This window comes from Micromonospora sp. TSRI0369, from assembly GCF_001905625.1.
GTDB lineage: Bacteria > Actinomycetota > Actinomycetes > Mycobacteriales > Micromonosporaceae > Micromonospora > Micromonospora echinospora_A.
Map to the genome: position 1 here is coordinate 200,274 of NZ_LIVU01000006.1, position 26,171 is coordinate 226,444.

At 72.6% G+C, this 26,171-nt stretch carries 24 protein-coding genes and 1 pseudogene; 9 read left to right on the forward strand and 16 right to left on the reverse strand.

Features of this window, described 5'->3' with window-relative positions; all coding sequences use genetic code 11:
* Positions 1 to 292: 292 nt before the first annotated feature.
* On the forward strand, positions 293 to 1,915 hold the full coding sequence (locus tag AMK25_RS21660; RefSeq protein ID WP_073830216.1) for a cellulase family glycosylhydrolase: 1,623 nt from the start codon (positions 293 to 295) through the stop codon (positions 1,913 to 1,915).
* Positions 1,916 to 2,013: 98 nt separating this feature from the next.
* On the opposite strand, the gene miaB is transcribed toward AMK25_RS21660, so the two are convergent.
* Positions 2,014 to 3,513, reverse strand: coding sequence for a tRNA (N6-isopentenyl adenosine(37)-C2)-methylthiotransferase MiaB (gene miaB / locus AMK25_RS21665; protein WP_073830217.1), 1,500 nt, complete (start codon positions 3,511 to 3,513; stop codon positions 2,014 to 2,016).
* Positions 3,514 to 3,565: 52 nt separating this feature from the next.
* On the opposite strand from miaB, the gene AMK25_RS21670 reads away from it, so the two are divergent.
* Positions 3,566 to 3,793 carry a DUF2277 family protein gene (locus tag AMK25_RS21670; RefSeq protein ID WP_013284740.1) on the forward strand — a complete coding sequence of 76 codons (228 nt, stop codon included), beginning with the start codon at positions 3,566 to 3,568 and terminating at the stop codon, positions 3,791 to 3,793.
* 127 nt (positions 3,794 to 3,920) lie between these two features.
* Here AMK25_RS21670 and AMK25_RS21675 read toward each other — a convergent pair whose 3' ends face one another.
* Entirely contained in the window at positions 3,921 to 4,400 is a 480-nt protein-coding gene (locus AMK25_RS21675; RefSeq protein WP_073830218.1) for a hypothetical protein, read from the reverse strand.
* 213 nt (positions 4,401 to 4,613) lie between these two features.
* Positions 4,614 to 5,603 (reverse strand): selenide, water dikinase SelD, encoded by a 990-nt coding sequence (gene selD / locus AMK25_RS21680; RefSeq protein WP_073830219.1) that lies wholly within the window; start codon positions 5,601 to 5,603, stop codon positions 4,614 to 4,616.
* A gap of 198 nt (positions 5,604 to 5,801) precedes the next feature.
* Between selD and AMK25_RS21685 the strand changes: the two genes are divergently transcribed.
* From AMK25_RS21685 to AMK25_RS21700, 4 genes are read left to right on the forward strand one after another with little or no spacing between them, the layout of a single operon-like run.
* Positions 5,802 to 6,557: an amino acid ABC transporter ATP-binding protein gene (locus AMK25_RS21685; RefSeq protein WP_073830220.1), complete on the forward strand. Its 756-nt coding sequence runs from the start codon at positions 5,802 to 5,804 to the stop codon at positions 6,555 to 6,557.
* 52 nt (positions 6,558 to 6,609) lie between these two features.
* Positions 6,610 to 7,488 (forward strand): glutamate ABC transporter substrate-binding protein, encoded by an 879-nt coding sequence (locus AMK25_RS21690; protein ID WP_073830221.1) that lies wholly within the window; start codon positions 6,610 to 6,612, stop codon positions 7,486 to 7,488.
* A 36-nt stretch (positions 7,489 to 7,524) separates the two neighbouring features.
* Positions 7,525 to 8,232, forward strand: coding sequence for an amino acid ABC transporter permease (locus AMK25_RS21695; RefSeq protein WP_073830222.1), 708 nt, complete (start codon positions 7,525 to 7,527; stop codon positions 8,230 to 8,232).
* Positions 8,229 to 9,194 (forward strand): amino acid ABC transporter permease, encoded by a 966-nt coding sequence (locus AMK25_RS21700; protein ID WP_073830223.1) that lies wholly within the window; start codon positions 8,229 to 8,231, stop codon positions 9,192 to 9,194. The genes AMK25_RS21695 and AMK25_RS21700 overlap by 4 nt, the downstream gene beginning before the upstream one ends.
* 58 nt (positions 9,195 to 9,252) lie before the next feature.
* Here the strand turns inward: AMK25_RS21700 and rny are convergent, their stop codons facing one another.
* From rny to AMK25_RS21740, 8 genes and pseudogenes are all read right to left on the reverse strand, one after another.
* Positions 9,253 to 11,019, reverse strand: coding sequence for a ribonuclease Y (gene rny / locus AMK25_RS21705; RefSeq protein WP_073830224.1), 1,767 nt, complete (start codon positions 11,017 to 11,019; stop codon positions 9,253 to 9,255).
* Positions 11,020 to 11,719: 700 nt separating this feature from the next.
* Positions 11,720 to 12,418 (reverse strand): 3-keto-5-aminohexanoate cleavage protein, encoded by a 699-nt coding sequence (locus AMK25_RS21710; protein WP_073830225.1) that lies wholly within the window; start codon positions 12,416 to 12,418, stop codon positions 11,720 to 11,722.
* A gap of 51 nt (positions 12,419 to 12,469) precedes the next feature.
* Positions 12,470 to 13,162, reverse strand: coding sequence for a regulatory protein RecX (locus tag AMK25_RS21715; RefSeq protein WP_073830226.1), 693 nt, complete (start codon positions 13,160 to 13,162; stop codon positions 12,470 to 12,472).
* Between the two features lie 11 nt (positions 13,163 to 13,173).
* The gene (recA, locus tag AMK25_RS21720; protein WP_073830227.1) at positions 13,174 to 14,223 is read right to left on the reverse strand and encodes a recombinase RecA; all 1,050 of its coding nucleotides are present in this window, start codon (positions 14,221 to 14,223) and stop codon (positions 13,174 to 13,176) included.
* 185 nt (positions 14,224 to 14,408) lie between these two features.
* Positions 14,409 to 14,609: a DUF3046 domain-containing protein gene (locus AMK25_RS21725; protein WP_073830228.1), complete on the reverse strand. Its 201-nt coding sequence runs from the start codon at positions 14,607 to 14,609 to the stop codon at positions 14,409 to 14,411.
* Positions 14,600 to 15,912: pseudogene (locus AMK25_RS21730) on the reverse strand (MFS transporter). Before AMK25_RS21730 ends, AMK25_RS21725 begins: the two are co-directional and overlap by 10 nt.
* Positions 15,913 to 15,979: 67 nt before the next feature.
* On the reverse strand, positions 15,980 to 17,122 hold the full coding sequence (locus AMK25_RS21735) for an acyl-CoA dehydrogenase family protein (RefSeq protein WP_073830230.1): 1,143 nt from the start codon (positions 17,120 to 17,122) through the stop codon (positions 15,980 to 15,982).
* A 20-nt stretch (positions 17,123 to 17,142) separates the two neighbouring features.
* On the reverse strand, positions 17,143 to 17,670 hold the full coding sequence (locus tag AMK25_RS21740; RefSeq protein ID WP_143194773.1) for a hypothetical protein: 528 nt from the start codon (positions 17,668 to 17,670) through the stop codon (positions 17,143 to 17,145).
* 82 nt (positions 17,671 to 17,752) lie between these two features.
* Here AMK25_RS21740 and AMK25_RS21745 point away from each other — a divergent pair, with 82 nt between their 5' ends.
* Positions 17,753 to 18,409, forward strand: a complete 657-nt coding sequence (locus AMK25_RS21745) for a 4a-hydroxytetrahydrobiopterin dehydratase (protein WP_073830232.1) — start codon at positions 17,753 to 17,755, stop codon at positions 18,407 to 18,409.
* 1 nt (position 18,410) lies between these two features.
* Here AMK25_RS21745 and AMK25_RS21750 read toward each other — a convergent pair whose 3' ends face one another.
* Together AMK25_RS21750 and AMK25_RS21755 are read right to left on the reverse strand one after the other, a co-directional pair.
* Positions 18,411 to 19,109, reverse strand: coding sequence for a UdgX family uracil-DNA binding protein (locus tag AMK25_RS21750; protein ID WP_073830233.1), 699 nt, complete (start codon positions 19,107 to 19,109; stop codon positions 18,411 to 18,413).
* Positions 19,110 to 19,190: 81 nt separating this feature from the next.
* Complete coding sequence (locus AMK25_RS21755) at positions 19,191 to 20,528, reverse strand: aminotransferase class I/II-fold pyridoxal phosphate-dependent enzyme (RefSeq protein WP_073830234.1); 1,338 nt, start codon at positions 20,526 to 20,528, stop codon at positions 19,191 to 19,193.
* A gap of 38 nt (positions 20,529 to 20,566) precedes the next feature.
* Between AMK25_RS21755 and AMK25_RS21760 the strand changes: the two genes are divergently transcribed.
* Together AMK25_RS21760 and leuE are read left to right on the forward strand one after the other, a co-directional pair.
* Positions 20,567 to 21,814 (forward strand): bifunctional pyridoxamine 5'-phosphate oxidase family protein/GNAT family N-acetyltransferase, encoded by a 1,248-nt coding sequence (locus tag AMK25_RS21760; RefSeq protein WP_073830235.1) that lies wholly within the window; start codon positions 20,567 to 20,569, stop codon positions 21,812 to 21,814.
* Positions 21,811 to 22,473: a leucine efflux protein LeuE gene (gene leuE, locus AMK25_RS21765; protein ID WP_073830236.1), complete on the forward strand. Its 663-nt coding sequence runs from the start codon at positions 21,811 to 21,813 to the stop codon at positions 22,471 to 22,473. The genes AMK25_RS21760 and leuE overlap by 4 nt, the downstream gene beginning before the upstream one ends.
* 60 nt (positions 22,474 to 22,533) lie before the next feature.
* On the opposite strand, the gene AMK25_RS21770 is transcribed toward leuE, so the two are convergent.
* The 3 genes from AMK25_RS21770 to AMK25_RS21780 form a co-directional block, all read right to left on the reverse strand.
* Positions 22,534 to 23,463 (reverse strand): sporulation protein, encoded by a 930-nt coding sequence (locus tag AMK25_RS21770; protein WP_073830237.1) that lies wholly within the window; start codon positions 23,461 to 23,463, stop codon positions 22,534 to 22,536.
* Positions 23,464 to 23,615: 152 nt separating this feature from the next.
* Positions 23,616 to 24,680, reverse strand: coding sequence for a hemolysin family protein (locus AMK25_RS21775; protein WP_073830238.1), 1,065 nt, complete (start codon positions 24,678 to 24,680; stop codon positions 23,616 to 23,618).
* Positions 24,677 to 26,032, reverse strand: coding sequence for a hemolysin family protein (locus AMK25_RS21780; protein ID WP_073830239.1), 1,356 nt, complete (start codon positions 26,030 to 26,032; stop codon positions 24,677 to 24,679). The genes AMK25_RS21775 and AMK25_RS21780 overlap by 4 nt, the downstream gene beginning before the upstream one ends.
* Between the last annotated feature and the right edge of the window lie 139 nt (positions 26,033 to 26,171).

Below are 26,171 nucleotides of genomic sequence, written 5' to 3' on the forward strand. Positions count from 1 at the left end.
ATCGGGTGAGCCCCCGGCCGGACCGGCCGGGGGCTCACCTGCGTCCGGGCCGGGTTGACGCATCGAGACAGGCTGATCAGAATGAGCGGCGGAGCCAGGTTCAGGCACCGGCACGAGGGCACCGACGGCTGATCTCGCCGTCGACGGTCGCCGGTGCGACATCTCGCGGTTGGCCGTCCACACGACACGGCCCGGCGCGCGCTGCGCGCGTACTCGATGACGAGCGGGACGTGCCTCCTGGTCCTGCCGCCCGCGGCGCCTGCGCGGCGCGGGCATCCGAAGTGGAGCTTCCATGCACCGACGCACCGCCCTCGGCGGCGCCCTGACGGCGCTCGCCACCGCAGCGGCCGGCGTTCTCGTCGCCGCCGCCGTCTCCACCGCACCGGCCGCCGCGGCTGCCGGTGGCACCGGCACCGGTTACCTGCACACCAGCGGCAACAAGATCGTCGACAGCACGGGCACGACAGTCCGGCTGACCGGCATCAACTGGTTCGGGATGGAGACCGACAACAAGACGTTCCACGGCCTGTGGTCGAGCAACCCGTGGCGCTCGCAGCTCGACACCATGGCCCGGCTGGGCTACAACACGCTGCGCATCCCGTACTCGAACGACGCGCTCAAGGCCGGCGCGACGGCGACCGGCATCAACGACTTCGTCAACCCGGACCTGATCGGGCTCTCCCCGTTGCAGATCCTCGACAAGGTCATCGACTACGCGGGCAGCAAGGGGATGCGGGTCATCCTGGACCGGCACCGGCCGACGTCGGCCGGTCAGTCGCCGCTCTGGTACACCTCGACGGTCTCCGAGGCGACCTGGATCAACGACTGGAAGATGCTCGCCCAGCGGTACGCGGGCAACACCACTGTGATCGGCGCGGACCTGCACAACGAGCCGCACGCCGAGGGCACCAACCCGGCCGCCACCGGCGCCTGCTGGGGCTGCGGCGACACCGCCCGGGACTGGCGGCTGGCCGCCGAGCGGGCCGGCAACGCGATCCTCGGCGTGCAGCCGAACTGGCTGATCTTCGTGGAGGGGGTGAGCTGCCCGAGCGGCGGCCTGTCGAACGTCTGGGACAACGACCCCAGCAACGACGAGGACTGCGGCTGGTGGGGCGGCAACCTGTCCAAGGCCGGGCAGTTCCCGGTCCGGCTGAACGTGGCGAACCGGCTGGTCTACTCGCCGCACGAGTACGCCACCTCGGTGTACCGCCAGGCCTGGTTCGACGACCCGACCTACCCGGCGAACATGCCGGCCATCTGGGACAAGTACTGGGGCTACCTGTACAAGCAGAACATCGCGCCGATCATGATGGGCGAGTTCGGCACCACGCTCCAGGACCCCAAGGACAAGATCTGGCTGCAGAACCTGATGGCGTACACCGGGACCGGCGTGAACGGCATGTCGTTCACGTACTGGTCGTGGAACCCGAACTCCGGTGACACCGGCGGCATCGCCAACGACGACTGGACCACTATCAACCAGCCGAAGCAGGACATCCTCACGCCGTACCTGATCCCGCCGACCGGCGGTGGCGGCACCACCAGCCCGTCCCCCACCGGCACCCCGAACACCTCGCCGGCGCCGACCACCCCGCCGCCGCCCGTCACCGGTGGCTGCACCGCCACCTACAAGCAGATCAACTCCTGGTCGGGTGGCTTCCAGGGTGAGCTGACGGTCAAGAACACCGGCACCGCCGCGGTGAACCCGTGGTCGGCCACCTGGACCTGGCCGTCCGGGGTGACGCTGGCCAGCGGCTGGAACGCCACAGTCACGCAGTCCGGCACCACTGTGACGGCGGCCGCGCCGGGCTGGGCGTCGTCGCTGGCGGCGGGAGCGTCGGTCACCGTCGGCTTCACCGCCAACGGCACCGCCGCCGCCCCCGCCACGGTCAAGCTCAACGGCACCGCTTGCTGACCGTGCAAGGAAGGGCCCCTTATTAACGCCTGCGGTAGAGGAAGGGCCCCCTCTTAACACCGAGTGTTAAAAGGGGGCCCTTCCTTACACGGGGGCGGTCAGTGGGCGGCGCAGCCGCCGGTGGGGGCCGGTGACGGGGCCGGCGCGCCGATCGTCGGCAGCCCGAGCAGCACCCCGGGGGTACGCGGAACCTGTCCCGCCTCGGCCGCGTCACCGGCCCGGGTACGCCGGTGCGCCAGCGGCGCGCCGTCGGCGTTCAGGTGGTGCGGGGCGGCGTACGTGACGACTGTGTGCACGATGTCGCCGGGGCGGATCTGCCCGGCCAGCTCGCCGGTGGCGAAGTGCACGAGGCGGCCGTCGCGGGCCCGGCCGGACATCCGGCCGGTGCGCTCGTCCTTGCGGCCCTCGCCGACTGCCACGAGCACCTCGACGGTCTCCCCGACCAGCTTCTTGTTCTCCGCCCAGGTGATCTCCTCGACGCAGGCGATCAGCCGCTCGTAGCGCTCCTGCACGACCTGCTTGGGCAACTGCCCGTCCATCGTGGCGGCCGGGGTGCCGGGGCGCTTGGAGTACTGGAACGTGAACGCCGACGAGAACCGCGCCTCCCGGACCACGTCGAGCGTGCGGGCGAAGTCGGCCTCGGTCTCGCCGGGGAAGCCGACGATGATGTCGGTGGTGATCGCCGCGTCCGGCATCGCCGCCCGGACCTTGGAGATGATCCCCAGGTAACGCTCCGACCGGTACGAGCGGCGCATCGCCCGCAGCACGTCGTCCGAGCCGGACTGCAACGGCATGTGCAGCGAGTGGCAGACGTTCGGCGTCTCCGCCATCGCCGCGATCACGTCGTCGGTGAAGTCCTTCGGGTGCGGGCTGGTGAACCGCACCCGCTCCAGCCCGTCGATGTCGCCGCAGGCGCGCAGCAGCTTGCCGAACGCGTACCGGTCGCCGAACTCGACGCCGTACGAGTTGACGTTCTGCCCGAGCAGCGTCACCTCCAGCACGCCAGCGTCGGCGAGCGCGCGCACCTCGGCGAGGACGTCGCCGGGGCGGCGGTCCTTCTCCTTGCCGCGCAGGGAGGGCACGATGCAGAACGTGCAGGTGTTGTTGCAGCCGACGGAGATCGAGACCCATCCGGCGTACGTCGACTCGCGCCGGGTCGGCAGCGTGGAGGGGAACACCTCCAGCGACTCCAGGATCTCCACCTCGGCCGCGGCGTTGTGCCGTGCCCGGTCCAGCAGCGCCGGCAGCGCGCCGATGTTGTGCGTGCCGAAGACGACGTCCACCCAGGGCGCCTTGCGGACGATGTCGCCGCGGTCCTTCTGGGCCAGGCAGCCGCCGACGGCGATCTGCATCCCGGGGTGCTTCGCCTTCACGGGGCGCAGATGACCCAGGTTGCCGTAGAGCCGGTTGTCGGCGTTCTCCCGGACCGCGCAGGTGTTGAACACCACCACGTCGGGCTGATCGTCGGCCTCGGCGGCGCGCACGTAACCGGCATCCTCGAGGAGGCCGGAGATGCGCTCGGAGTCGTGCACGTTCATCTGGCAGCCGTACGTACGCACCTGGTAGGTGCGCGGGCTGCCCGCGGCTGCGGTAGTCATGACCCGGACAGCGTATCCGGGTGGAGCTGGTCGGACCGAACGAGGAGGAGCCATGTGCCGGAGCATCAAGACCCTGCGTGAGCCGTACGTCCCGGTGGTCACCGAGGAGGACATCCGCGCCGCCGCGTTGCAGTACGTCCGGAAGATCTCCGGGTTCCGTACCCCGGCCGCGCACAACGCCGCCGCGTTCGACGCCGCGGTGGACGCCGTGGCCGCCGCCACCGCGACGCTGCTCGACCAGCTCGTGGTGCGGGGCCAGCAGCCGGCGGCCCGGGGCTGACCGGCCGGGGCGCCCTCGGCGCCGAGCACACGCTCCCGGCGCCGCCACCGCTCCGACGCCGGGGCGAGCGCCGGTGCCCGTCGCGCGGTGGCGCGCGCCCGTCGCGCCCGCCTTCGCGCGCTCGCGGTCAGGCGGCGGCGAGCGCCGGGGCGACCGTGTCGGGGGCCCAGCGGGAGCGGTGGCACTGCGACCAGCCCCGGCAGCGCGGGTCGGCCTGCGTGCAGAGCCGGTGGTGGCTGAGCACCTCGCCGTCGTCGGTGTCGGCCACGTCGAAGTGCACCGGGCGGATCGTGCCGTCCGGGGCGACCAGCAGATGCCGGCCGGCGTCGAGCGTGTCGTCGCGCAGCAGGCAGTTGCGGCCGAGCAGCCGGGCCAGCGCCGCGATGGCGGGCAGCTCGGCCAGGTTCTCGGGCACGCCGTAACAGTCGACAACGGTGCGGTACAGCCCGGGCGCCTCCCACACGTCGCAGACCACCGCGTACGCGGGGAGCCGGGCCGGGTCGGCCACCGCCAGGGGCATCACCACCCGGCCGAGCGCCTCGGCCAGTGCCGGGTAGACCTCCACCGGCTCGCCGCCGTCAATTCTCCAGTTCCACAGCTCGGTCATGCCGCCTCCTCGCTGCGCTCGTTCCACCGGCCTCCGGATCGGGCCTTACTGACGATGGTGGAGGGCATTTGCCCTCAGCCGGGCGCAAGTTACCGGTCTGTGACCATTCCGGGCAAAATTCCCTCGGGCGACGTTGCCCAGAGTAGCTGGAAGATGACAGTTTATCGGGTACGGTGCCGCAGCGACCGCCCTGCCGCGCCGTGAGTCGAGGACTCAGCGGACCCGGATCAGATGGTCCGAGGCCGGCAACAACTCACCGATGACAATCCCGCCCGGCACCTCGCCGGCGACCAGCAGCCCGCCCGAGGTCTGCGCGTCCGCGAGCAGCAGCCGTTCCCCCTCGTCCGCGCCGCCGAAGTCGGTCCACGGGATGACCCAGTCCAGATTGCGCCGAGTGCCGCCGCTGACGTACCCGTCGCGCATCGCCTCCCGCGCGCCCGGCAGATACGGCACCGCCGCCGCGTCGATCGCCACCGTGAGGCGGCTCGCGCGGGCCAGCTTCGAGGCGTGCCCGAGCAGGCCGAAGCCGGTGACGTCGGTGCCGCAGCGGATACCGGCGGCCACCGCCGCGCGGGCCGCGTCCCGGTTGAGCCGGGCCATCGACTCGACCGCCTCGGGGAAGCGCTGGCCGGTCTGCTTGTGCCGGGTGTTGAGCACGCCCACGCCGAGCGGCTTGGTCAGCGACAGCGGCAGCCCGGCCCGCCCGGCGTCCAGGGTGATCAGCTCCTCCGGCCGGACCACGCCGGTGACCGCGAGGCCGTACTTCGGGCTGTCGTCGTCCACGCTGTGCCCGCCGGCCAGGTGGCAGTTCGCCTCCCGGGCCACGTCCAGACCGCCGCGCAGCACCTCTCGGGCCATCTCCGGCGGCAGTACCCCGCGCGGCCAGCAGAGCAGGTTCAGCGCGACGAGCGGGGTGCCGCCCATCGCGTACACGTCGGAGAGCGCGTTGGCGGCGGCGATGCGGCCCCAGTCGTAGGCGTCGTCGACGACCGGGGTGAAGAAGTCGGCCGTGCTCACCAGGCCCGTGCGCTCGTCCAGCCGGACCACCGCGGCGTCGTCGCCGTTCTCCAGCCCGACCAGCAGGTCGGCGGAGCCGCCGGTCGCGCCGAGGCCGGCGACCATCGCCTCCAGCTCGCCCGGAGGGATCTTGCAGGCGCAGCCGCCACCACGTGCGTAGTCGGTCAGCCGGATCGGGTCGGTCATCACCTCATGATCTCTGGCCAGCGCCTTCGGCGCCACTCGGCCCACCCGGACTGTGACAAAATTCGGACGTGCCGGTATGCAGGTGACCGGTGTTACCGCTCCGTGACCATCTGAGTTGCGTACTGCCACATCACCGCGCCTACAGTTGCCCAACCGGGGGTCGCTCGACCCCCAATTCCGGCATGGACGACAGGGACGGTGGACGACGTGACGACGGGCGACCCGCTGATCGTGCTCGACGGGGTCAACAAGTGGTTCGGGCCGCTGCACGTGCTCGACGACGTGTCCCTCTCCGTCGGCCGGGGCGAGGTGGTCGTGGTGATCGGCCCGTCCGGCTCCGGCAAGTCGACGCTGTGCCGGACGATCAACCGGCTGGAGCCCATCGACAAGGGGACCATCACGTTCGACGGGCAGCCGCTGCCGGCCGAGGGCAAGCCCCTGGCCAAGCTGCGCAGCGAGGTCGGCATGGTCTTCCAGTCGTTCAACCTCTTCGCCCACAAGACGATCCTGGACAACGTCACGCTGGGGCCGGTCAAGGTGCGCAAGGAGAAGCCGGCCGCCGCCCGCGAGCGCGGCCTGGCCCTGCTCGACCGCGTCGGCATCGCCAACCAGGCGGACAAGTACCCGGCGCAGCTCTCCGGCGGCCAGCAGCAGCGGGCGGCGATCGCCCGCGCGCTGGCCATGCAGCCCAAGGCGATGCTCTTCGACGAGCCGACCAGCGCGCTGGACCCGGAGATGGTCGGCGAGGTGCTGGACGTGATGACCTCCCTGGCGAGCGAGGGCATGACCATGGTCGTGGTGACCCACGAGATGGGTTTCGCCCGGCACGCCGCCAACCGGGTGGTCTTCATGGCCGACGGGCAACTGGTCGAGGACGCGCCGCCGGCCGAGTTCTTCGCGAACCCGCGCAGCGAGCGGGCCAAGGACTTCCTCTCCAAGATCCTCACGCACTGAGCGTCCGTAGTTGGAGTCGTCCCGGCGGCTCCGTCGAAGAAGGAGATTGAGTATGCGTTACAAGCGCGTGGCGGCGGTTGCCGCGGCGGCGACTCTGGCGCTCGGCCTGTCCGCCTGCGGTGGCGACAGCGACGACGAGGGCACCGGCGCCGGCAGCAAGGACTTCGCGGCCGGCAGCACCATGGAGCGGCTGAGCAAGGCCCAGAAGATCAAGGTCGGCACCAAGTTCGACCAGCCGGGCTTCGGCCAGAAGGGCCTGTCGGGCAAGCCGGAGGGCTTCGACGTCGAGGTCGCCAAGCTGATCGTGAAGGCGCTCGACATCCCCGAGGACAAGATCGAGTACGTCGAGACGCCGTCGAAGGTCCGCGAGGACGTCATCGTGAACGGCACCGTCGACCTGGTCGCGGCCACCTACACGATCAACGACAAGCGCAAGGAGCGCATCGCCTTCGCCGGGCCGTACTACGAGGCCGGCCAGAACATCATGGTCCGCAAGGACGAGACGGCCATCACCGGCCCGGACTCGTTCAAGGACGGCACCAAGAAGGTCTGCTCGGTCACCGGCTCCACCCCGGCCGAGGAGATCAAGAAGTACGTCAAGGACGTCGGCCCGCAGCTGGTGCTCTTCGACACCTACGACAAGTGCCGCGACGCCCTGAAGGGCAAGCAGGTCGACGCCGTCACCACCGACAACGTGATCCTGCTGGGCTACATCGCCAAGGACGAGGCGTCCTTCAAGATGGCCGGCGACAACTTCACCAAGGAGCCGTACGGCATCGGTGTCAAGAAGGAGGACACCGACTTCCGTAACTTCATCAACGACACGCTCGACAAGGCCTTCCAGGACGGCAGCTGGAAGAAGGCGTGGGACGACACCGCCGGCAAGTTCGGCGCCACCCTGGGCGACCCGCCCGCCGTCAACCGCTACTGATCCGCTAGATCCGGAGGGTGGGGAGGACACCGACCCGTGAATGTGCTCATCGACAAGTTCGACGTCTTCGCGGGCGGGTTCTGGCTCACCCTCCAGATCTGCGTTCTCGCCGCGATCGGCGCCCTGATCCTGGGCGCCGTCGTGGCGGTGCTGCGGATCTCGCCGGTGCCACCGCTGCGCGCGGTCGGCACCACGTACGTGAACGTCTTCCGCAACCTGCCGCTGACAGTGGTGCTGTTCTTCGCCGCGTTCGGCCTGCCGGCGCTGGGCTCCAACGCCGACTTCCTGCGCATCCCGGGCCTGGATGCGATCTTCAGCCGGCTCGGCACCGACCTGCCCTACTTCCGGTTCGGCCTGATCGCGCTGGTCCTCTACACCGCCGCGTTCGTCTGCGAGGCGCTGCGGTCCGGCGTGAACGCGGTACCGGCCGGGCAGGCCGAGGCGGCGCGTTCGCTGGGCCTCACCTTCGGCCAGAACCTGCGGCACGTCGTGCTCCCGCAGTCCTGGAAGGCCTCGGTGGTGCCGCTCGGCTCGGTCATCATCGCGATGATCAAGAACTCCGCGCTCGTCGGCTTCTTCGGCGTGGTCGGTGACCTCTCGCAGACCGCGGACCAGCTCACCTCCGCCGGCGGCTACCCCTTCATCCCGGTGGCGATCGGCATCTCCGTCGGATACCTGATCATGACGGTCCCGCTCGGCGCCCTGCTGGACCGGATCGAGAAGCGACAGGCGGTGGCCCGATGAGCCAGCAGAGCGTCCTCTACGACATCCCCGGGCCGCGCCAGCGACGCGTCACGCTCATCAGCAGCCTGATCGCCGTCGTGGTGGTGCTGGCCGGCGCCTACCTGTTCATCTACCGGCCGCTGGCCGACAAAGGCCAGTTCTCGATGGAGCTGTGGGGGCCGCTGGTCGACCCCTCGAACGAGAACTTCTCGCTCGTCTGGGACCGGATCGGGTTCGGCCTCAAGAACACCCTGATCGCCGCCGCGCTGGCCATCGTCTCGTCGCTCGTCGTCGGCACCCTGCTCGCCGTCCTGCGGATCCAGCTCAAGAGCCTGACCCGGCGGCGCTTCACCGGAGCTGCCGCACCGGTGGCGTACCTGCTGCGCGGGCTGAGCTGGGTGCTGGCCGCCGTGACCCGGGTCTGCGTCGAGGTGTTCCGCGGCCTGCCGGTCGTCATCACCATCTTCTTCGTGGCGCGCGGCTTCCCCGAGTTCGGCGCCTCGTTCGACAACCTCTGGTACCTCGTCATCGGCCTGACCATCTACAACTCCGTGGTCATCGCCGAGATCCTGCGCTCGGGCATGGAGGGCCTGCCCGGCGGGCAGGCCGAGGCGGCCTCCGCGATCGGGCTCTCCCCGTTCCAGACCACCGGGCTGATCCTGCTGCCGCAGGCCTTCCGGATCATGCTGCCGGCGCTGATCAGCCAGCTCGTGGTGGTGCTCAAGGACACCTCGCTGGGCTTCATCATCAGCTACGAGGAGACGCTCAACATCGGCAAGCAGATCATCGGCGTCCTGGGCAACCCGATCCAGGTGTACGTGGTGATCGCCGTGCTGTTCATCGCCATCAACTACTCGCTGTCGAAGCTGGCCCAGTACGTCCAGCGCCGGCTCTCCCAGGGCCGCAAGACCGCCGGCACCCCGGCGCAGGCCACGCCGCCGGCCGCGCTCGCCTCGCAGGCCGAGGGCACCGGCGCCGTCTGACCCGCCACACGTGAAAGGGCTGGCCGTCCACGGCCAGCCCTTTCGTGTACCCCCGGTCTCAGCGGGCGATCTCGGTGACCCGGGACTCGCGCACCACTGTCACCCGGATCTGACCCGGGTAGGTCAACTCCTCCTCGATCTGCTTGGCCACGTCCCGGGCCAGCACCGCCGCGCCGATGTCGTCCACGTCGTCCGGCTTGACCATCACCCGGATCTCCCGGCCCGCCTGCATGGCGAAGACCTTCTCCACGCCGAGCTTGCCGGCCGCGATCTCCTCGATCCGCTCCAGCCGCTTCACGTACGCCTCAAGGCTCTCCCGCCGCGCGCCCGGCCGCCCGCCCGAGCAGGCGTCCGACGCCTGGGTCAGCACCGCCTCGATGGTCTGCGGCGGCACCTCGTTGTGGTGCGCCTCGATGGCGTGCACCACGTCCTCGCTCTCGCCGTACTTGCGGGCCACGTCCGCGCCGATGATCGCGTGGCTGCCCTCCACCTCGTGGGTGAGCGCCTTGCCGATGTCGTGCAGGAACGCGCACCGCTTGATCGTCGGCACGTCCAGCCGCAGCTCCGCGGCCATGACGCCGGCGATGTGCGCGGTCTCCACCAGGTGCTTGAGCACGTTCTGCCCGTACGAGGTGCGGTAGCGCAACCGGCCCAGCAGCGTCACCAGCTCCGGGTGGATCTCGGTGATGCCGACCTCGACCAGCGCGTCCTCGGCCGCCCGGAGGCACAGATCCTCCACCTCCTGCCGGGCCAGGTCGTAGACCTCCTCGATCCGGTGCGGGTGGATCCGGCCGTCGAGCACCAGCTTCTCCAGCGTGACCCGGCCGACCTCCCGGCGTACCGGGTCGAAGCAGGACAGCAGCACCGCCTCGGGGGTGTCGTCGATGATCAGGTTGACGCCGGTGACCGACTCGAAGGCGCGGATGTTGCGCCCCTCGCGGCCGATGATGCGCCCCTTCATCTCGTCACCGGGCAGGTGCAGCACGCTGACCACGCTCTCCGCGGTCTGCTCGCTGGCGACCCGCTGGATGGCGTCCACCACGATGTTGCGGGCGCGCTGCTCGGCGCTGCCCCGGGCGTCCGCCTCGATCTCGCGGACCAGCAGCGCGGCCTCCCGCTTGGCCTGTCCCTCGATCGACTCGACCAGCTCGGCGCGGGCCGCGTCGGCGGTCAGCCCGGCGACGCGCTCCAGTTCCCGGCGGCGCTGCTCCTCCACCTCGGTCAGCGTCCGCTCCCGCTCGGCCAGGGCGGCCTCCCGGGCGGCGAGCGCCGCGGTGGCGGCGGTGAGCTGCCGCTCCCGCTCGGCCAGCCGCTCCACCTCCTCGGTGTGCAGCCGTTCCCGCTCGTCCATCCGCGCGGCCCGGCGTTCCACCTCGGCCGCCTGCTCCCGGGTGGTGGCGGCCAGCACGGCCACCTCCCGCTCGCCGCTGCGCCGCGCGGTGGCGCGCAGCTGCTCGGCGTCCGCCTCGGCCTGCTTGTGCGCGCGCTCCAGCACGGTGTCCGCCTCGGCGCGGGCGTCGTCGAGCACCCGCCGCGCCTCGGCCCGGGCGGACTTCGCCTCGGCCTTGGCGGCAGCCGCCTCGGCACGCGCCGCCGAGGCCGCGGACTTCGCCACGTCGATGGTGCTGTTCGCCTCGCTGGCGGCGGTACGCAGCGCCGCGAGGGACTGCTCCTGCCGGTCCTTCTCCGCGATGAAGGCCGGATCCTCCGGCCCGGGCGCCAGGCTGAGCCGCTGGAGGGTACGCACGCCGAACAGCACGGCGCCGACCACCACCACGACCAGCAGCAGCACCACCACGAGGAGAACGATGTCGAAGGCGCTCATCGAGCCGCTCCGCACCGGTACGCGGACGCGCCGTCCCGCCGCGCTCCGCCGGCCGGGCGGCCGGTGCCGCCCTCCGGGGAAGGACTCGGACCGTGTGGCAGACCGCCGGTGAACCTGTGCCGCCCAGCCATGGCCGCCTCCCCCTGAACGTCGGCGCCGCAGGACACGCGCGAAGGACACGCGCCTGCGGCTCTGTACGCCCGACCGGAGCGGCTGGCTCTGGGCAGCTTTCCGTCGGCGGTGACCCGCGAGGGGCACCGCTGGCGGCCGGTTGCAGTTGTCGGCCACTCCGGAGGCTCCGGAGCACCCGTCAAGGGCCGGTGTAGCTGGCCAAAGTGATGCTGTTCTGTTACGAGATCTATGTTGTGCGCTTAGCCTGCGCTGGTCGGGCAAAGTGAGCCTGTATGGCGAGGCTAGGTCGCGAGGGGCCGTTCGGTCAAGAAGTCATGATCAAACCACCCGGACGGAGAGAAGTTGCGGCGTCACTCATTGGTGATCAGATGCCGGACAGGCCCGGACAAACCTCGCCGTCCGGCGCCACTTCCCGGCACTCCCGGCCTGCTCAGGCCCCTCGCGGCACCCGATCCCCATGACCGACCCCCATGATCAACTCCACTTCGCCGAGGTGGCGGCATCCCGGTGCCTCTGACCCCGCCACCTCCCCGACCTGCAGTGGATCAAGCCACCCGGAGCGGTGGGGTCAGGCGAGGGCGCGGGCGGTGGTCACCAGCGCGACGTTGTCGGGGGCCGGGGTGCCGTCGGGCAGCAGCAGCGTGTCCTCCAGGCCGATCCGGGTGTGCAGACCCCGGCGGACGGCCTCGGCGTACACCGGCCAGGTGACCGGCCCTTCGCCGTGCAGCAGCACCGGCGGGCACCCGGCCGGCAGCGCGGCGAGGATCGCCGCCGCGTCGGCGAGCGCCGTCTCGACCTGCTCGGCCATGCATTCGACGAGGACCCGCCCGGTGGGCGCGGACCAGCGGCGCCAGGCGTCGACCGCGTCCAGGGTCCACAGGCCGGCCTCGACCATCACGCCGCGCTCGTGCAGCGCGGCGGCGACCTCGGCCGCTCCGGGTTCGTGGGCGTTGACCGAGGCGAAGTCGGGCAGCACCCTCCAGGCGCGGACGGCGGCGACCCGATCGGCCGGGTCGGGAACGATCCAGGCGCCGGTGCTCACGCCGACCGGCAGGCCGGGACGGGCGGCCCGGACGGCTGTGACAGCCGCGGCGATCACCGCCGGGTCGAGCGACTCGGCGCCGGTGTCGTCGCGCGGGTGCACGTGCACAGCCGCCACCCCGGCAGCCGCGCAGCGGACCGCGTCCGCTGCCAACTCGGCCGGGCTGAGTGGCACGGCGGCATGCTCGTCGCGCCGCCGTGTGCCGTTGAGACACGCCTTCAGCACCGGTGTGCGCCTCTCCTCGGGACGGCGGCCGCGACGAGGGCGGCCGGTCGGTCAGTCGAGCCGGCGGGAGTCGAGATCGTTCTCGGCGTCGGCCATCGCGTCGGCGTCGATGTGCTCGGCGAACTCGGCCGCCTCGGCGCTCTGCGCGGCCAGCGCGTCCTTCACCGCCCGGATCGCCACCCCGGCCGGATAGCCCTTGCGCGCCAGCATGCCCACCAGACGCCGGAACACCGCGTCCGGCTCGCCCCGGGTGCTGCGCAGCTTGCGCTCCACCAGGGCCCGGGCGGTCTCCGCCTCGGTCTCCTCGTCCAGCCCGTCCAGGGCGGCGCCGGCCACCTCGCCGTCGACACCGCGCTGGCGCAGCTCGTTGGCGAGCGCTCGGCGGGCCAGCCCACGGCCGTTGTGCCGGCTGCTCACCCAGGCACGGGCGAAGGCGGCGTCGTCGACGATGCCCACCTCGTCGTAACGGTCGAGGACCTGCTCGGCGATCTCCTCGGAGATGCCGCGCCGGGCCAGCGCGCCGGCCAGCTCGGCGCGGGTGCGGGGGCGTACCGCGAGCTGCCGCAGGCAGATCTCCCGGGCCAGCTCGGCCTCGTCGCGCGGCGGAGCCGGAGCCTCCCCTGCATCGGACTCCGCCGCGCGATCGCGGCGCCCCCGGCGGGGCCGGGGCGTACCGGTGGCGTCGCCCGTACGGGGAGGGCCGGCATCCCAGCCCCGGCCCGTACGGGCGCGTCGTCCTGCCACAGGTCAGCGGATCAGAAGTCGACCGGCGGCAACTCCGGGCCACCGGTGGCGTCACCGGCACCACCGGTGCCGACGCCGAGCTTCTCCAGGATCTTCTTCTCGATCTCGGCCGCCACGTCCGGGTTCTCGCGGAGGAACTCGCGGGCCTTCTCCTTGCCCTGGCCGAGCTGGTCGCCGTCGTAGGTGTACCAGGCGCCGGACTTGCGGATGATCGCCTGCTCCACGCCGACGTCGATCAGCGAGCCCTCACGGGAGATGCCCTTGCCGTACATGATGTCGAACTCGGCCTGCTTGAACGGCGCGGCGACCTTGTTCTTCACGACCTTGACCCGGGTGCGGTTACCGACCACGTCGGTGCCGTCCTTGAGGCTCTCGATGCGGCGCACGTCGAGCCGGACCGACGCGTAGAACTTCAGCGCGCGGCCACCGGTGGTGGTCTCCGGGCTGCCGAACATCACGCCGATCTTCTCGCGGAGTTGGTTGATGAAGATCGCGGTGGTGCCGGTGTTGTTGAGCACGCCGGTGATCTTCCGCAGCGCCTGGCTCATCAGCCGGGCCTGCAGACCGACGTGGCTGTCACCCATCTCGCCCTCGATCTCGGCGCGCGGCACCAGGGCCGCCACCGAGTCGATCACGATGATGTCGATCGCGCCGGAGCGGACCAGCATGTCCGCGATCTCCAGCGCCTGCTCGCCGGTGTCCGGCTGGGAGACCAGCAGGGCGTCGGTGTCGACGCCGAGGGCCCGCGCGTACTCCGGGTCGAGCGCGTGCTCGGCGTCGATGAACGCGGCGATGCCGCCGGCGCGCTGGGCGTTCGCCACCGCGTGCAGCGCGACGGTGGTCTTACCGCTGGACTCCGGACCGTAGATCTCGACCACCCGGCCGCGGGGCAGACCGCCCACGCCGAGCGCCACGTCGAGCGCGATGGAGCCGGTCGGGATGACGGCCGTCTGTACGACGGGCCGCTCCCCCAGGCGCATCACCGAACCCTTGCCGAACTGCTTGTCGATCTGAGCGAGAGCAAGGTCGAGCGCCTTCTCCCGGTCAGGCCCTGCTGCCATCGTTGCCACCCCTGCCTTCGCCGGCGTCTTTCCTGAGCTTCGCGTCACGCGGGACACGCTAGGCGCTGGGTCCGACAGAAAACCAGCCGACGGGCCGTGAGCTGTGGACGAGCACCCCGCTGTGGACAATAGCCGAACAGGTGTACGACTGGGCAAGCGACACGCGGGATCGACGAAAAGGCTGCTCAGCGTAGTCGGGCGGGCACCCGGTCGGGATACGCGGCGACCACGGCGCGCCACACCACGTGCGTTTGCTCACCGGCCGCGAGCGCCTGCTCGATGGTCCGCCCATCGAGCTGGGACAGCACCTGGTCCCGGGCGATGCTGGCCGCGTAGCCGGGCCCGAACGCCTCCTCGAGCCGCGTCCAGAAGTCGGTCAGCCGCACGTGTTCAGTCCTCCTTGTCGAGTGGGTCCGCGCCGGGACGGCGCAGCGCCAGCGCCACCAGCGGCACCACGGCGATCGCCGCCAGCAGGGTGAGCGTCGGGTACCCCACGGCCCGCATGACGAACCCGCTCGCCGCCGCGGCGCCCGCCCCGGCCAGCCCCATGAGCAGGTCGGACAGGCCCTGCACGCCGGGCCGGTCGGCCGTGGGCACCGACTCCGACAGCAGCGTCGAGCCCGCCACCATCGTGCCCGACCAGCCCAGCCCGAGCAGCGTCAGCCCCACCGACAGCAGCGCCGTGTGGTGCCCGGCGGTGCCGGAGACCGCGCACGCGGCCAGCAGCAGCGCCACCCCGCCGAGGATCACCGGTCGCCGGCCGACCCGGTCGGTGAGCCACCCCACCACCGGCGACAGCGCGTACATGCCGGCGATGTGCAGGCTGAGCACCAGGCCGACCACGGGCAGCACGTCCTCGTCGGAGTGCCACTCGCCGAGGTGCACCGGGGTCATCGACATGACAGCGACCATCACCAGGTGCCCCACCGCCACCGCGGCGATGCCGAGGCGGGCGGCCGGCCGCCCGCGTACCGTGCGCCACGCGGCGACCATGCCACCGCGGCGGGTGACCGCCGGCGCGGCGCCCGGCGCCGGCTCGGCCGCCGCCAGCCGGCGCGCGGTGAGCAGCGGGTCCGGCCGCAGCAGGACCAGGAGCACGGCGGCGGTCAGCGTGAACGCGACGGCGCTGAACGCGAACGGGCCGGCCAGCGCCGGCAGGCCCCAGCCCCGGGTGGTCTCGTCGGCGAGCGCGGCGAAGTTCGGCGCGGCCACCGCGCCGATGGTGGTGGCCCAGACGACCAGCGAGAGCTGCCGCCCCCGGCGCTGCGGCTCGGCCAGGTCCACGGCCGTGTAGCGCGCCTGGAGGTTGGCCGCCGTGCCGCCGCCGAACAGCAGCATGCCGACGAAGAGCAGCGGCACCAGGCGCGTCACGGTGGCGACCACCACCAGCACTCCCCCGACCGCGCCGACCGCGTACGCGAGGACCAGCCCCGGTCGCCGGCCACGGGCGGTCATGAGCCGGGTGACCGGGATGGCGAGCAGCGCGGCGCCGACCACACCGGCGCTCTGCGCCAGCCCGGCCAGGGCGGTGCCGGCGACCCGGGCGGCGAGCAGCGCGCCGACCGAGATGCCGATGGTGACGCCGATGCCGCCGATGATCTGGGTGAGGAACAGCAGCCGCACGGTACGCCGCTGGATGCCGGCGACGTCGGGCCGGGGCGGGGCCGGCGCGGTCAGGTCGGTGGCCATGCGCGCTCCTGGTGGGACGGGTGCCCCATCCTCCCGCACCCGGCCCTGGAGCCGGCACCCGGTTTCGCTACAGGCCGAGACCCCGGCCGATGATCTCCTTCATGATCTCGGTGGTGCCGCCGTAGATGGTCTGCACCCGGCTGTCCAGCCACGCCTTCGCCACCGGGTACTCCGCCATGAAGCCGTAGCCGCCGTGCAGCTGCACGCACCGGTCGGCCACCTTGGTCTGCAGCTCGGTGGTCCACCACTTGGCCTTCGCCGCGTCGGTCACCGACAGGCGGCCCGCGTTGAACTCGGCGACGCAGTGGTTGACGAACGTACGCGCGATGGTGACCTCGGTGTCCAGCTCGGCCAGCAGGAACCGGTTGTGCTGGAACCGGCCGATCGGCCGCCCGAACGCCTCGCGGGAGCGGGCGTACTCGATGGTGAGCGCGAGCAGCTTCTCGCAGGCCGCCACCGCTGCGACGGCGATGCTCAGCCGCTCCCGGGGCAGGTTGGCCATCAGGTGGTAGAAGCCGTGGTTCTCGGTGCCGATCAGGTTCTCCGCCGGCACCCGGCAGTCGTCGAAGAACAGCTCGGCGGTGTCGTTGGCCTTCAACCCGACCTTCGCCAGCCGGCGGCCCCGGCTGAAGCCCGGCGTGCCGCTCTCCACCACGACCAGGCTCACCCCGTGCGCGCCCTGCTCGGGCGCGGTCTTGACCACCACGACCACCAGGTCGGCCATCTCACCGTTTGTGATGAACGTCTTCTGCCCGTTGAGGACCAGGCTGTCGCCGTCGCGCACCGCGCTGGTGCGGATGCCGGCCAGGTCGCTGCCCGCGCCCGGCTCGCTCATCGCGATCGCGGTGACCAGGTCGCCGGAGCAGAAGCCCGGCAGCCACCGCTTGCGCTGGTCGCCGGTGGTCAGCTCGGTCAGGTACGGCGCGACCACGTCGTTGTGCAGCCCGAACCCGAGGCCCGAGCACCCGGACGCGACGATCTCCTCGTCCAGCACCGCGTTGAACCGGAAGTCGCGCTGCCCGCCGCCGCCGTACTCGGGGTCGACGTCGGGGCCGAGCAGCCCGGCCGCGCCGGCGGCCCGCCACACCTGCCGGTCGACGATCCCGTCGGCCTCCCAGCGCTCGTGGTGCGGCACCGCCTCCCGGGTCAGGAAACGGCGGCACAGGTCGCGGAACTCGTCGTGGACGGGCTCGTAGAGATGCTGCTCCATGGCGGCCAGTCTGGCACCGCTCACCCGCCCTGGACAGAGGCGAGCGCCGCTCGCAGCCGGCGCTCCAGGCGGCCGGTACGCACGGCTTCGGCCAGCACCGCGGCCAGGACGATCCCGAGCCCGGCCGCGGCCAGCTCCGACCCGGCGCGGATCGCGAGCATGATCAGCGCGCCGAGCAGCACGACGCCACCGGCCGCCCCGAACAGCGCTCCCCGGCGTATCGCGGGAAGGTTGTCCGCCACCGCCGCGCGCCCCGCCTCGTCGGCCGGCGGCTCGCCCCGGCGTAGCGCGGTCTCGGCGACCGCCCAGGCGGCGACCCGGTCCGCCTCGGCGGGGCGCGGCTTCGCGAACCGGCTCAGCGTGAAGAAGAACGCGAACCCCCAGATCACCGCGTTCAGGCCGGCCTCGACCACCGCGTCCTGAACGGACCCGTCCCGCTCCCAGAGCCGGATGGGCAGCCAGAGGAGGCCGGCGATCAGCATGGAGACCACGTACGGGCCGGGTGCGCCGAACCGGAGCAGCGACACACGAGGTCGGGAGTCGGCCATGCCCGGATCGTATCCCCGCGTGTCGATCTGTGATCCCGTGTCGACGGTGGCGGACGGCCGTGACGCACGTCAGGATGGCCGGATGAGCACACTCACGGGGAAACAGGTCGCCGAGGCCGGGCTGGACGGGTGGACGTACCTGCTGGGGGCGTTGCAGACGCGCATCCGTACCCCCGATTTCGCGGCCGGGCTGGCGCTCGTGGCCGCGGTGGGCGCGGAGGCCGAGCGGGTCGATCATCATCCCGATCTGGACCTGCGCTACACCCACGTGGACGTGCGGCTGTGGTCGCACGACGTGGGCGGCGTGACCCAGCGTGACCTGCGGCTGGCCCGGTTCGTCTCGGGGCTGGCCGCCGACTCCGGGCTGACCCTGTCGGCGGCCGGGCTGGCCCGGCTGGAACTGGCGCTGGACACACCCGAGCACGCGGCGGTGCTGCCGTTCTGGCGCGCGGTCCTGGCGTGGGGCGCGCCGCCCGGCCCGGGCCCGGACGCCGACGAGGTACGTGACCTGGACGGCGTGCTGCCGACCGTCTGGTTCCAGCGCTCCGGCCGGGAGGAGCCACGGCAGCGGTGGCACCCGGACGTGTGGGTGGATCCGGCCGAGGTGGACGCGCGCATCGCGGCGGCGCTGGCGGCCGGCGGCACACTGGTCAGCGACGCGGAGGCGCCGAGCTTCTGGGTGCTCGCCGACCCGGACGGCAACCGGGTCTGCCTGTGCACCTGGCAGCAGCGCTCCTGACTCAGCGCAGCGCCTTGGCGGCCACCTTCAGGTCGGCGACGAGGCCCTCGTACGCGACGTCCTGGTTGTCGGCGCGCAGCACCGCGGACGGGTGGATGGTGGCCAGCAGCCGGGCCGCCGGGGCGTCGGCGACCGCGCCGGACCGGTCGACCGGCACCCGCTCGAAGTCCTCCGGGTGCTGCGCGGCGGCCGGCCAGGGCAGCAGCTCACCGCGTTGCTTCGTCACCCGGAAGCTCGGGCCGAGCAGCGCCTTGGCGGCGGTGGCGCCGAGCACCACCACGATCTCCGGGCGCAGCCGGGCGAACTCGGCGACCAGCCAGGGCCGGCAGGCGGTGACGTGCACCCGGTCGGGGGTCTGGTGGATGCGCCGCTTGCCGCGCAGCTCGAAGCGGAAGTGCTTCACGGCGTTGGTCAGGTAGATCTGGGCGGGGTCGAGCGCGGCGTCGTCGACGGCCTTGCGCAGCAGCCGTCCGGCCGGGCCGACGAACGGCAGTCCCTTCTGGTCCTCGATGTCGCCCGGCTGCTCGCCGACGAAGACCACGCGGGCGTGCTCGTCACCGCGGCCGAAGACGGTCTGGGTGGCGTCCCGGTACAGCTCGCAGCCGTGGCAGCCGGTCGCGGCGGCGCGCAGCTCGTCGATGGTGTCCGCCGACGGCGGGATGAACTCCTGCGCTCCGGGTGCGCTCTCGGTTTCGGCCATGCCGATCGTTCTACCCCGTCCGCCGCCGCGCACGCGAGCGGCCCGCCGCGCTCTGCGGGAGGTGTTAACAAGGGGCCCTTCCTATACCGAATGCGTTAAGAAGGGGCCCTTCCTTCCGGCGGTGAGCGCGTCGGCGAGCGCGGGGATGTCGGCCTCGTCCAGCGCGCTCACCGAGACGCGCACGGCGGGGTCGGCGGCGATGCGGTAGAGCCGGCCGGGCGCCACCGACCATCCGGCGTCGCGCGCCGTCGTGACCGCCACCGTCTCGTCGGGCACCGGCACCCAGACGTTGATCCCGGTACGCCCGTGCGCGGCCACCCCGCGCGCGGCCAGCGCGGCCACCAGCCCGTCGCGCCTCCGGTCGTAGCTGTCCGCCGCGCGCCGCACCAGCTCGGCGGTGGCCGGGTCGCGCCAGAGCGACACGACCAGGCGTTGCAGCACCGTGGACACCCAGCCGGCGCCGACCCGCGCCCGGCCGGCCACCCGGGCCACTGTGGCCTCGTCGCCGGCCAGTACGGCGAGCCGCAGGTCGGGCCCGTAGGGCTTGCTCACCGACCGGACGAAGGCCCACGCCGGTGTCGCCCCGGCGAGCGGGTGCAGGGGTACGCGGGCCAGTTCGGCGGCGTGGTCGTCCTCGATCAGCAGCAGGTCGGCGCGGCCGTCCAGCAGCGTCCGCAACGCCGCCGCCCGGTCGGCGGAGACGGCTGCGCCGGTCGGATTCTGCGCCCGGCTGGTCACCACGAGCGCCCGGACCCCGGCGGCCAGCGCCGCCCGGACCCCGCCGACGGTGGGGCCGTCGTCGTCCACCGGCACGCCGACGGCACGCAGCCCGAGCGCGGCGATCAGGTCGAGCAGGTTGGCCCAGCCCGGGTCCTCCACCGCCACCGCGTCGCCGGGGCGCAGGTGGGCGGCGAGCAGCCGCTCGATGCCGTCGAGCGCGCCGCCGGTGACTGTGAGCTCGCCTTCTGGCACGCCGTCCGCGGCGAGCCGCTCCCGGGCCAGGGCGGCCAGGTCGGGCAGCGTCGCGTCGGTCGCGTACCCGCCGGGGGGTCCGATCTCGGTGGCGAGCGCGGCGAGGTGCGGCCCGAGCGGGGGCAGCAGCCGGGGGTCGGGTTGACCGGCGGAGAGGTCGCGGCCACCGGCCAGCGGCGGGGGCAGCAGCGCGGCGCGGCGGGCGGCCACCGGCGGGCGGGGGCGGACCCGGGTGCCGTGCCGGCCGGCAGTCGCGACCAGGCCGCGTTGCCGCAGTTCCTGGTACGCCTTCGCGACGGTGGCCGGGCTGACGCCGAGTTCGGCGGCGAGCGCCCGGACGGCGGGCAGGGCGTCGCCCGGCGCGAGGTCACCGTTGCGGATGCCCGATTCGACGCTCGCCGAAATCGCGGCCGACGTGGACCCGCTGACCTGATAATGTGCTGCCACAGTTTGGTGATTGTACTAGAACAAAGGTGGGATGTCACATGTACCCTCCGACCCCCCGCACCACAGCCACCCGCGTCCGCGACCGGATGCACTACGACGCGGCCACCGCGCACGCGCTGCTCGACGAGGCGTACCACTGCGCGCTGTCGTTCACTGTCGACGGCGAGCCGCGCGTCCTGCCGACCCTGCACGTGCGCGTCGGCGACACGCTCTACCTGCACGGCTCCACCGGCAGCCGGCCACTGCTGGCCGCCCGGGGCGAGGCCGGGCTGCCGGTCTGCGTCGCCGTCACCCACCTCGACGGGCTGATCTACGCCCGGTCGCAGTTCCACCACAGCGCCAACTACCGGTCGGTGGTGGCGCACGGCACCGCCCGGCTGGTCGAGGACGCCGACGAGAAGGCAGCGGTGATGACCGCCCTGGTGGAGAAGGTCGCCACCGGCCGGTCCGCCGAGAGCCGTCCGCCGAACCGGCGCGAGCTGGCCGAGACCGCGGTGCTGGCGCTGCCGCTGCGGGAGGTGTCGGTACGGGTACGCACCGGCGGGGTGAACGACGAGCCGGCCGACGAGGCGCTGCCGTACTGGGCCGGGGTGGTGCCGCTGCGGCTCACGCCGGGCCGCCCCGAGCCCGCCCCCGGAGTGAGCGCGCCGGTGCCGGCGTACCTACGGGCGGCCCGCTCCCCGTGGCACGAGCCGGCGGTGCTGCGCGGCGAGCACGTGGTGCTGGAACCGCTCGACCTCGCCCACGCCGACGAGCTGTACGCCGCCACCGACGACCCGCAGGTGTGGCGGCACCTGGGCGGTACGCAGCCGGCCGGCGCCGACGAGATGCGCCGGGTGATCAGCGGCTACCTGGACGCACAGGAGCGCGGCGAGCAGGTGTGCTGGGCGCAGCGCTGCGCCACCACCGGCGCGGTGATCGGCACGACCTCCTACTACGAGATCGACCCGGTCCGCCGGTCGCTGGCGATCGGCTACACCTGGCTCGGCCGCCCGTGGTGGCGTACCGGCGTCAACACCGAGGCGAAGCTGCTGCTGCTGGGCCGGGCCTTCGACGAGCTGGACGCGGTGCGCGTGGTCTGGCACACCGACATCCGCAACGACCGCTCGCAGCGGGCCATCGAACGGCTCGGCGCGAGCCGCGAGGGCGTGCTGCGGCAGCACAAGCAGCGCGCCGACGGCTCCTGGCGGGACACCGTGCAGTACTCCATGCTCGCGCAGGAGTGGCCGAGCGCACAGGCCAGCCTGCGGGAACGTCTTCGCCCGGGGGCCTCCGTGGCGTCATGATGTCCGGCGTGCTGGGGATCACCGACATCTGGACGTACGTGCTGGGCACCGTGGCGATCGTGCTGCTGCCCGGCCCGAACTCGCTCTTCGTGCTGGCCACCGCCGCCCGCCGGGGAGTGGCCACCGGTTACCGGGCCGCGTCCGGGGTGTTCGTCGGCGACGCGGTGCTGATGGTCCTCTCCGCCGCCGGGGTGGCGTCGCTGCTCCAGGCGTACCCGCCGCTCTACCTGGTGATCAAGTACGCCGGCGCGGCGTACCTCGGGTGGTTGGGGCTGGCCATGCTGCGCGGCGCGTGGCGGCGCTGGCGCGACCGCAACGACCCGGCCACGCCGCGCCTGATCGACGAGGTCGAGCCGGCCGGGCCGCAGGAGCCGTTCCGGCGGGCGCTGGTGATCAGCCTGCTCAACCCGAAGGCGATCCTGTTCTTCGTCTCGTTCTTCATCCAGTTCGTCGACCCCGGGTACGCCTGGCCGGCGCTGTCGTTCCTGCTGCTCGGGCTGATCGCGCAGGTCGCCAGCGCGCTCTACCTGACCGCGCTGATCTTCACCGGCACGTTCCTGGCCGCCCAGTTCCGGCAGCGCCGTCGGCTGGCCGCGAGCGGGACCACAGCTGTCGCGGTGCTGTTCCTCGGGTTCAGCCTCAAGCTCGCCGCCGGCTGACGGAAAGGAAGGGCCCCTTCTTAACGCCTCCGGTAGAGGAAGGGTCCCTTCTTAACGAGATCACGTCCCGTCGCCGCCCCCGCCACCGCCGCCGACGCCCGCGCCACCGGCCGTGCCCCCGAGGCCGTAGCCCGGCGCGACCGGGCGGTCGGGGGGACGGCTGACGTGCGCCGACTCGCGGATCGTGGCCGACCAGTCGGCGTGCGCCGCCGCGGCCGCGTGCCTGTCGATGGCGTGCCGCAGCCAGCCGTCCACCGTGGCCACCCAGTCCCGCTGGTCGGCCCCGGCGTGCCAGACCCGGAACCGGCTGATGCTCTGGTGGGTGATCCCGGCCAGGGACAGCCGCCGGTCCAGCCAGAACAGCACCTCCATGCCGGCCGAGTTGGTCAGCATGATCACTTCCAGTTCGGTCAGCGGGCCGGCGTAGAGCGGCGCGGCCCAGAACCCGAACCACTGCTGGAACGGAAGCGTCTGCTCCACCCCCGGCAGGCGGCCCTGCCGCAGCCCCGCCTGCCGGATCGCGAAGCCCAGGGTGTCCAGCGCGGCGAGCACGTGCTCCTGCGTGGGCAGCGGGTGGATCAGGACCGGCACCATCGCGCCCTGGTCGACGTCCGGGTCCACCGACACCTCGGTACGCAGCCCGGTCCGCAGGGTCAGCAACGGCACGCCGCCGTACGTGGTCACCGGCGCCTCCCACGGCAGCGGCACGGCGAAGTCGACCGCCCGCCGCCGCCCGGCCGGCACCACGAAGCGCCCCGCGATCGGCCACTGGTGGTACTGCACCAGCCGGCGCGGTGACTCCGGGTCCTCCGGTTCGACCTGCGTGACCAGCCCGAGCCGGATGTGCCGGACCGGGACGTCCGAGTCACCGGCGGTGAGCGTCACCCGGCCCGGCAGGCGCAGGCCCGGCCGGGTGCTCGGATTGGGCAGGGCGGTGCTCACGGAGAGCCCGGTCCAGGCGGAGTCCCGCGACACCCCGGTCAACCGCATGCCGGGGCATTCCCGCTGCCCGCCAGGCCATGCCCGGCCGAAGCGGACGCCGGCCGCCGCAACGCACGCGCCGCCCACGCCGATCCACCGAAACGACGCCGGCCCGGCGAGATGGGGACACCACCTCGCCGGGCCGGCACTGATCACGACGCTCAGCGCATCCGGCGGCCTCGCGGCACCGTGTCGGTCTCGTCGTCGAACTCGCCGATGACCTCCTCCAGCAGGTCCTCCAGCGCGACGAACCCGATCGGGCGGGTCGGCCCGCCGCCGTTGCTCACCAGCGCGAGCTGCGCCTGCTGTGCCCGCATCGCAGCCACCGCCTCGGTCACCGACGCCTCGGCCGGCAGCGTGAAGGCGTTGGTCATCAGCTCCTCCGCGGTCGCCGGGCGGCCGGTGGTGACGGCGCGCACCGCCTCGCGTACGTGGACCAGGCCGCACACCTCACCGCCGGGGTCGAGCACGGCCAGCCGGGACCGGCCGCTGTCACGGGAGACGTGCTCGATCCGCTCGGCGGTCTCGTCCCGGCGTACCGTGACGATCTGGTCGAACGGCTCCATCACCTGCGCCACAGTGGTGCCCTGAAGCTCCAGCATGCTGCTGAGCAACTGGTGCTGCTCGGCGCCGAGCAGCCCGTGCTCCCGGGACTGCTCCAGCAGGATGCGCAGCTCGTCCGGGCCGTGCACCTGGGCCAGCTGGTCCTGCTGCTGCACGCCGAACAGCCGCAGCATCGCGTTCGCCAGCCCGTTGAGCACGGAGAGCACCGGCCGGACGATCCGGGCGAAGGCCCGGAACGGCAGCGCCAGCAGCGTCGCGGAACGCTCGGCGTCGGTGATCGCCCAGGACTTCGGGGCCATCTCGCCGACCACCAGGTGCAGGAACGTCACCAGGGACAGCGCGAACACCAGCGCGACCACGTGGCTGGCCGCGGCGGGCAGGCCGACCGCGTGCAGCAGCGGGCTGATCAGCCGCTCGATGGCCGGCTCCGCCAGCGCGCCCAGACCCAGCGTGCACAGCGTGATGCCGAGCTGCGCGCCGGCCAGCATCAGACTCAGCTCGCGGACGCCGTCGAGCGCCGCGCGCGCAGCCCGGCCGCCACCGGCGGCCGCCTGTTCCAGCCGGTACCGCTTGGACGCCACGAGCGCGAACTCGGCGGCCACGAAGAACCCGTTGAGCGCCAGCAGCACCACGGAGAAGAACAACGCGAACCCGGGGGTCATGCCGCACCCTCCCCGGAGACGTCGGCGGTGGACCGCAGCCGCACCGAGTCGGCCACGTGCCGGTCCACTGCGAGCACCTCGACCAGCACCCGCGGGCCGGACGCCGGCACGTCGCCGTCGGTCGCGACCGGGATCTCCAGCCGGTCACCGACCTCGGGCACCCGCCCCAGCTCCCGCATCACCAGACCGGAGAGCGTGTCGTACTCGGGGGCCTCGGGCAGCTCGATGCCGGTGCTGTCGGCGACCTCGTCGATGCGCCAGCGCGCCGGGACGACCCAGGAGCCGTCCTCCTGCCGTGCCGCGGCCCGGTCCGGCGGGTCGTCCTCGTCGCGGATCGGCCCGACCAGCTCCTCGGCCAGGTCCTCCAGCGTGATCACGCCGGCGAAGCCGCCGTACTCGTCGACCACGCAGGCGAGCTGCCGGTGCCCGGACCGCAGCCGGTCGAGCACCGTCGGCAGCGGCAGCGTCTCGGGCACCAGCAACGGGGGTACGGCCACCGCGTCGACCCGGGTGGTCGCGCGCTGCGCCGGGGGCACCCCGAGCACGTCGGCGATGCCGACCACGCCGATCAGGTCGTCGACGCCCTCGGCGCCGCTCACCGGGAACCGGGAGTGGCCGGTGTCCAGCAGCTCGACGATCCGGCTGACCGGCTCGTCGGCCCGGACGGTGTGTACGTCGACGCGGGGCACCATCGCCTCGCCGGCGGTCAGCTCCCGGAAGTCCAGGCCCCGGTCCAGCAGGTCGGACATCTCGGCGTCCAGGTGCCCCTCCTCCCGGGACTCGGCGATGATCTGTTCCAGGTCCTGCGGGGTGGCGCCGCTGGGCAGCTCCTCGATCGGCTCGATGCCGATGCGGCGGAGCAGCCGTACCGCGGCCCGGTCGAAGAGCGTGATCAGCGGGCCGGCGATCTTCAGGTACATCAGGGTGGACCGGGACAGCGCGCGGGCCAGCGACTCGGCGCGCGCGATGGCCAGGTTCTTCGGGGCCAGCTCACCCAGGACCATCTGCACCACTGTGGCGATGACCAGGGCCAGCGCCACGGACAGCGGCAACGCCACCGTGCTGGAGATCCCGGTGAGGCCGAGCAGGTCGGCCAGCCCGGCGCCCAGGAACGGCTCGGCGACGTAGCCGACGAGCAGGGCGGTCACGGTGATGCCCAGCTGGGCGCCGGACAGCATGAACGAGAGCCGCGCGGTGACCTCCAGGGCCCGGGACGCGGCACGATCGCCACCGTCGGCGAGCTGCTTGAGCTTGCCCCGGTCCACGGCGACGTAACCGAACTCCTGGGCCACGAAGTAACCGGTGGCGGCGGTGAGAACGGTGATGAGAAGGAGACCGACGAGGATCAACACGGGAGGTTCAGGGCTCCCGGGGTCGTCGGGGAGGGAAATCGCCGGGTACGACCCGGCCGGCTACTGCTGCCCTCCGGGGCAGGAGAGTCGATCATGCGGCCCATTTTATCGGTACCCGCTGGACGTCCGCTGAGGGTGC

Coding starts and splice junctions, on each gene's coding strand:
- AMK25_RS21775 (WP_073830238.1), bottom strand. CDS start 24,680: ATGACCCCCGGGTTCGCGTTGTTCTTCTCCGTGGTGCTGCTGGCGCTC.
- AMK25_RS21760 (WP_073830235.1), top strand. CDS start 20,567: ATGTACCCTCCGACCCCCCGCACCACAGCCACCCGCGTCCGCGACCGG.
- miaB (WP_073830217.1), bottom strand. CDS start 3,513: ATGACTACCGCAGCCGCGGGCAGCCCGCGCACCTACCAGGTGCGTACG.
- AMK25_RS21670 (WP_013284740.1), top strand. CDS start 3,566: ATGTGCCGGAGCATCAAGACCCTGCGTGAGCCGTACGTCCCGGTGGTC.
- AMK25_RS21740 (WP_143194773.1), bottom strand. CDS start 17,670: ATGGCCGACTCCCGACCTCGTGTGTCGCTGCTCCGGTTCGGCGCACCC.
- AMK25_RS21690 (WP_073830221.1), top strand. CDS start 6,610: ATGCGTTACAAGCGCGTGGCGGCGGTTGCCGCGGCGGCGACTCTGGCG.
- AMK25_RS21745 (WP_073830232.1), top strand. CDS start 17,753: ATGAGCACACTCACGGGGAAACAGGTCGCCGAGGCCGGGCTGGACGGG.
- AMK25_RS21770 (WP_073830237.1), bottom strand. CDS start 23,463: ATGCGGTTGACCGGGGTGTCGCGGGACTCCGCCTGGACCGGGCTCTCC.
- AMK25_RS21735 (WP_073830230.1), bottom strand. CDS start 17,122: ATGGAGCAGCATCTCTACGAGCCCGTCCACGACGAGTTCCGCGACCTG.
- AMK25_RS21660 (WP_073830216.1), top strand. CDS start 293: ATGCACCGACGCACCGCCCTCGGCGGCGCCCTGACGGCGCTCGCCACC.
- selD (WP_073830219.1), bottom strand. CDS start 5,603: ATGACCGACCCGATCCGGCTGACCGACTACGCACGTGGTGGCGGCTGC.
- AMK25_RS21750 (WP_073830233.1), bottom strand. CDS start 19,109: ATGGCCGAAACCGAGAGCGCACCCGGAGCGCAGGAGTTCATCCCGCCG.
- recA (WP_073830227.1), bottom strand. CDS start 14,223: ATGGCAGCAGGGCCTGACCGGGAGAAGGCGCTCGACCTTGCTCTCGCT.
- AMK25_RS21700 (WP_073830223.1), top strand. CDS start 8,229: ATGAGCCAGCAGAGCGTCCTCTACGACATCCCCGGGCCGCGCCAGCGA.
- AMK25_RS21675 (WP_073830218.1), bottom strand. CDS start 4,400: ATGACCGAGCTGTGGAACTGGAGAATTGACGGCGGCGAGCCGGTGGAG.
- rny (WP_073830224.1), bottom strand. CDS start 11,019: ATGAGCGCCTTCGACATCGTTCTCCTCGTGGTGGTGCTGCTGCTGGTC.
- leuE (WP_073830236.1), top strand. CDS start 21,811: ATGATGTCCGGCGTGCTGGGGATCACCGACATCTGGACGTACGTGCTG.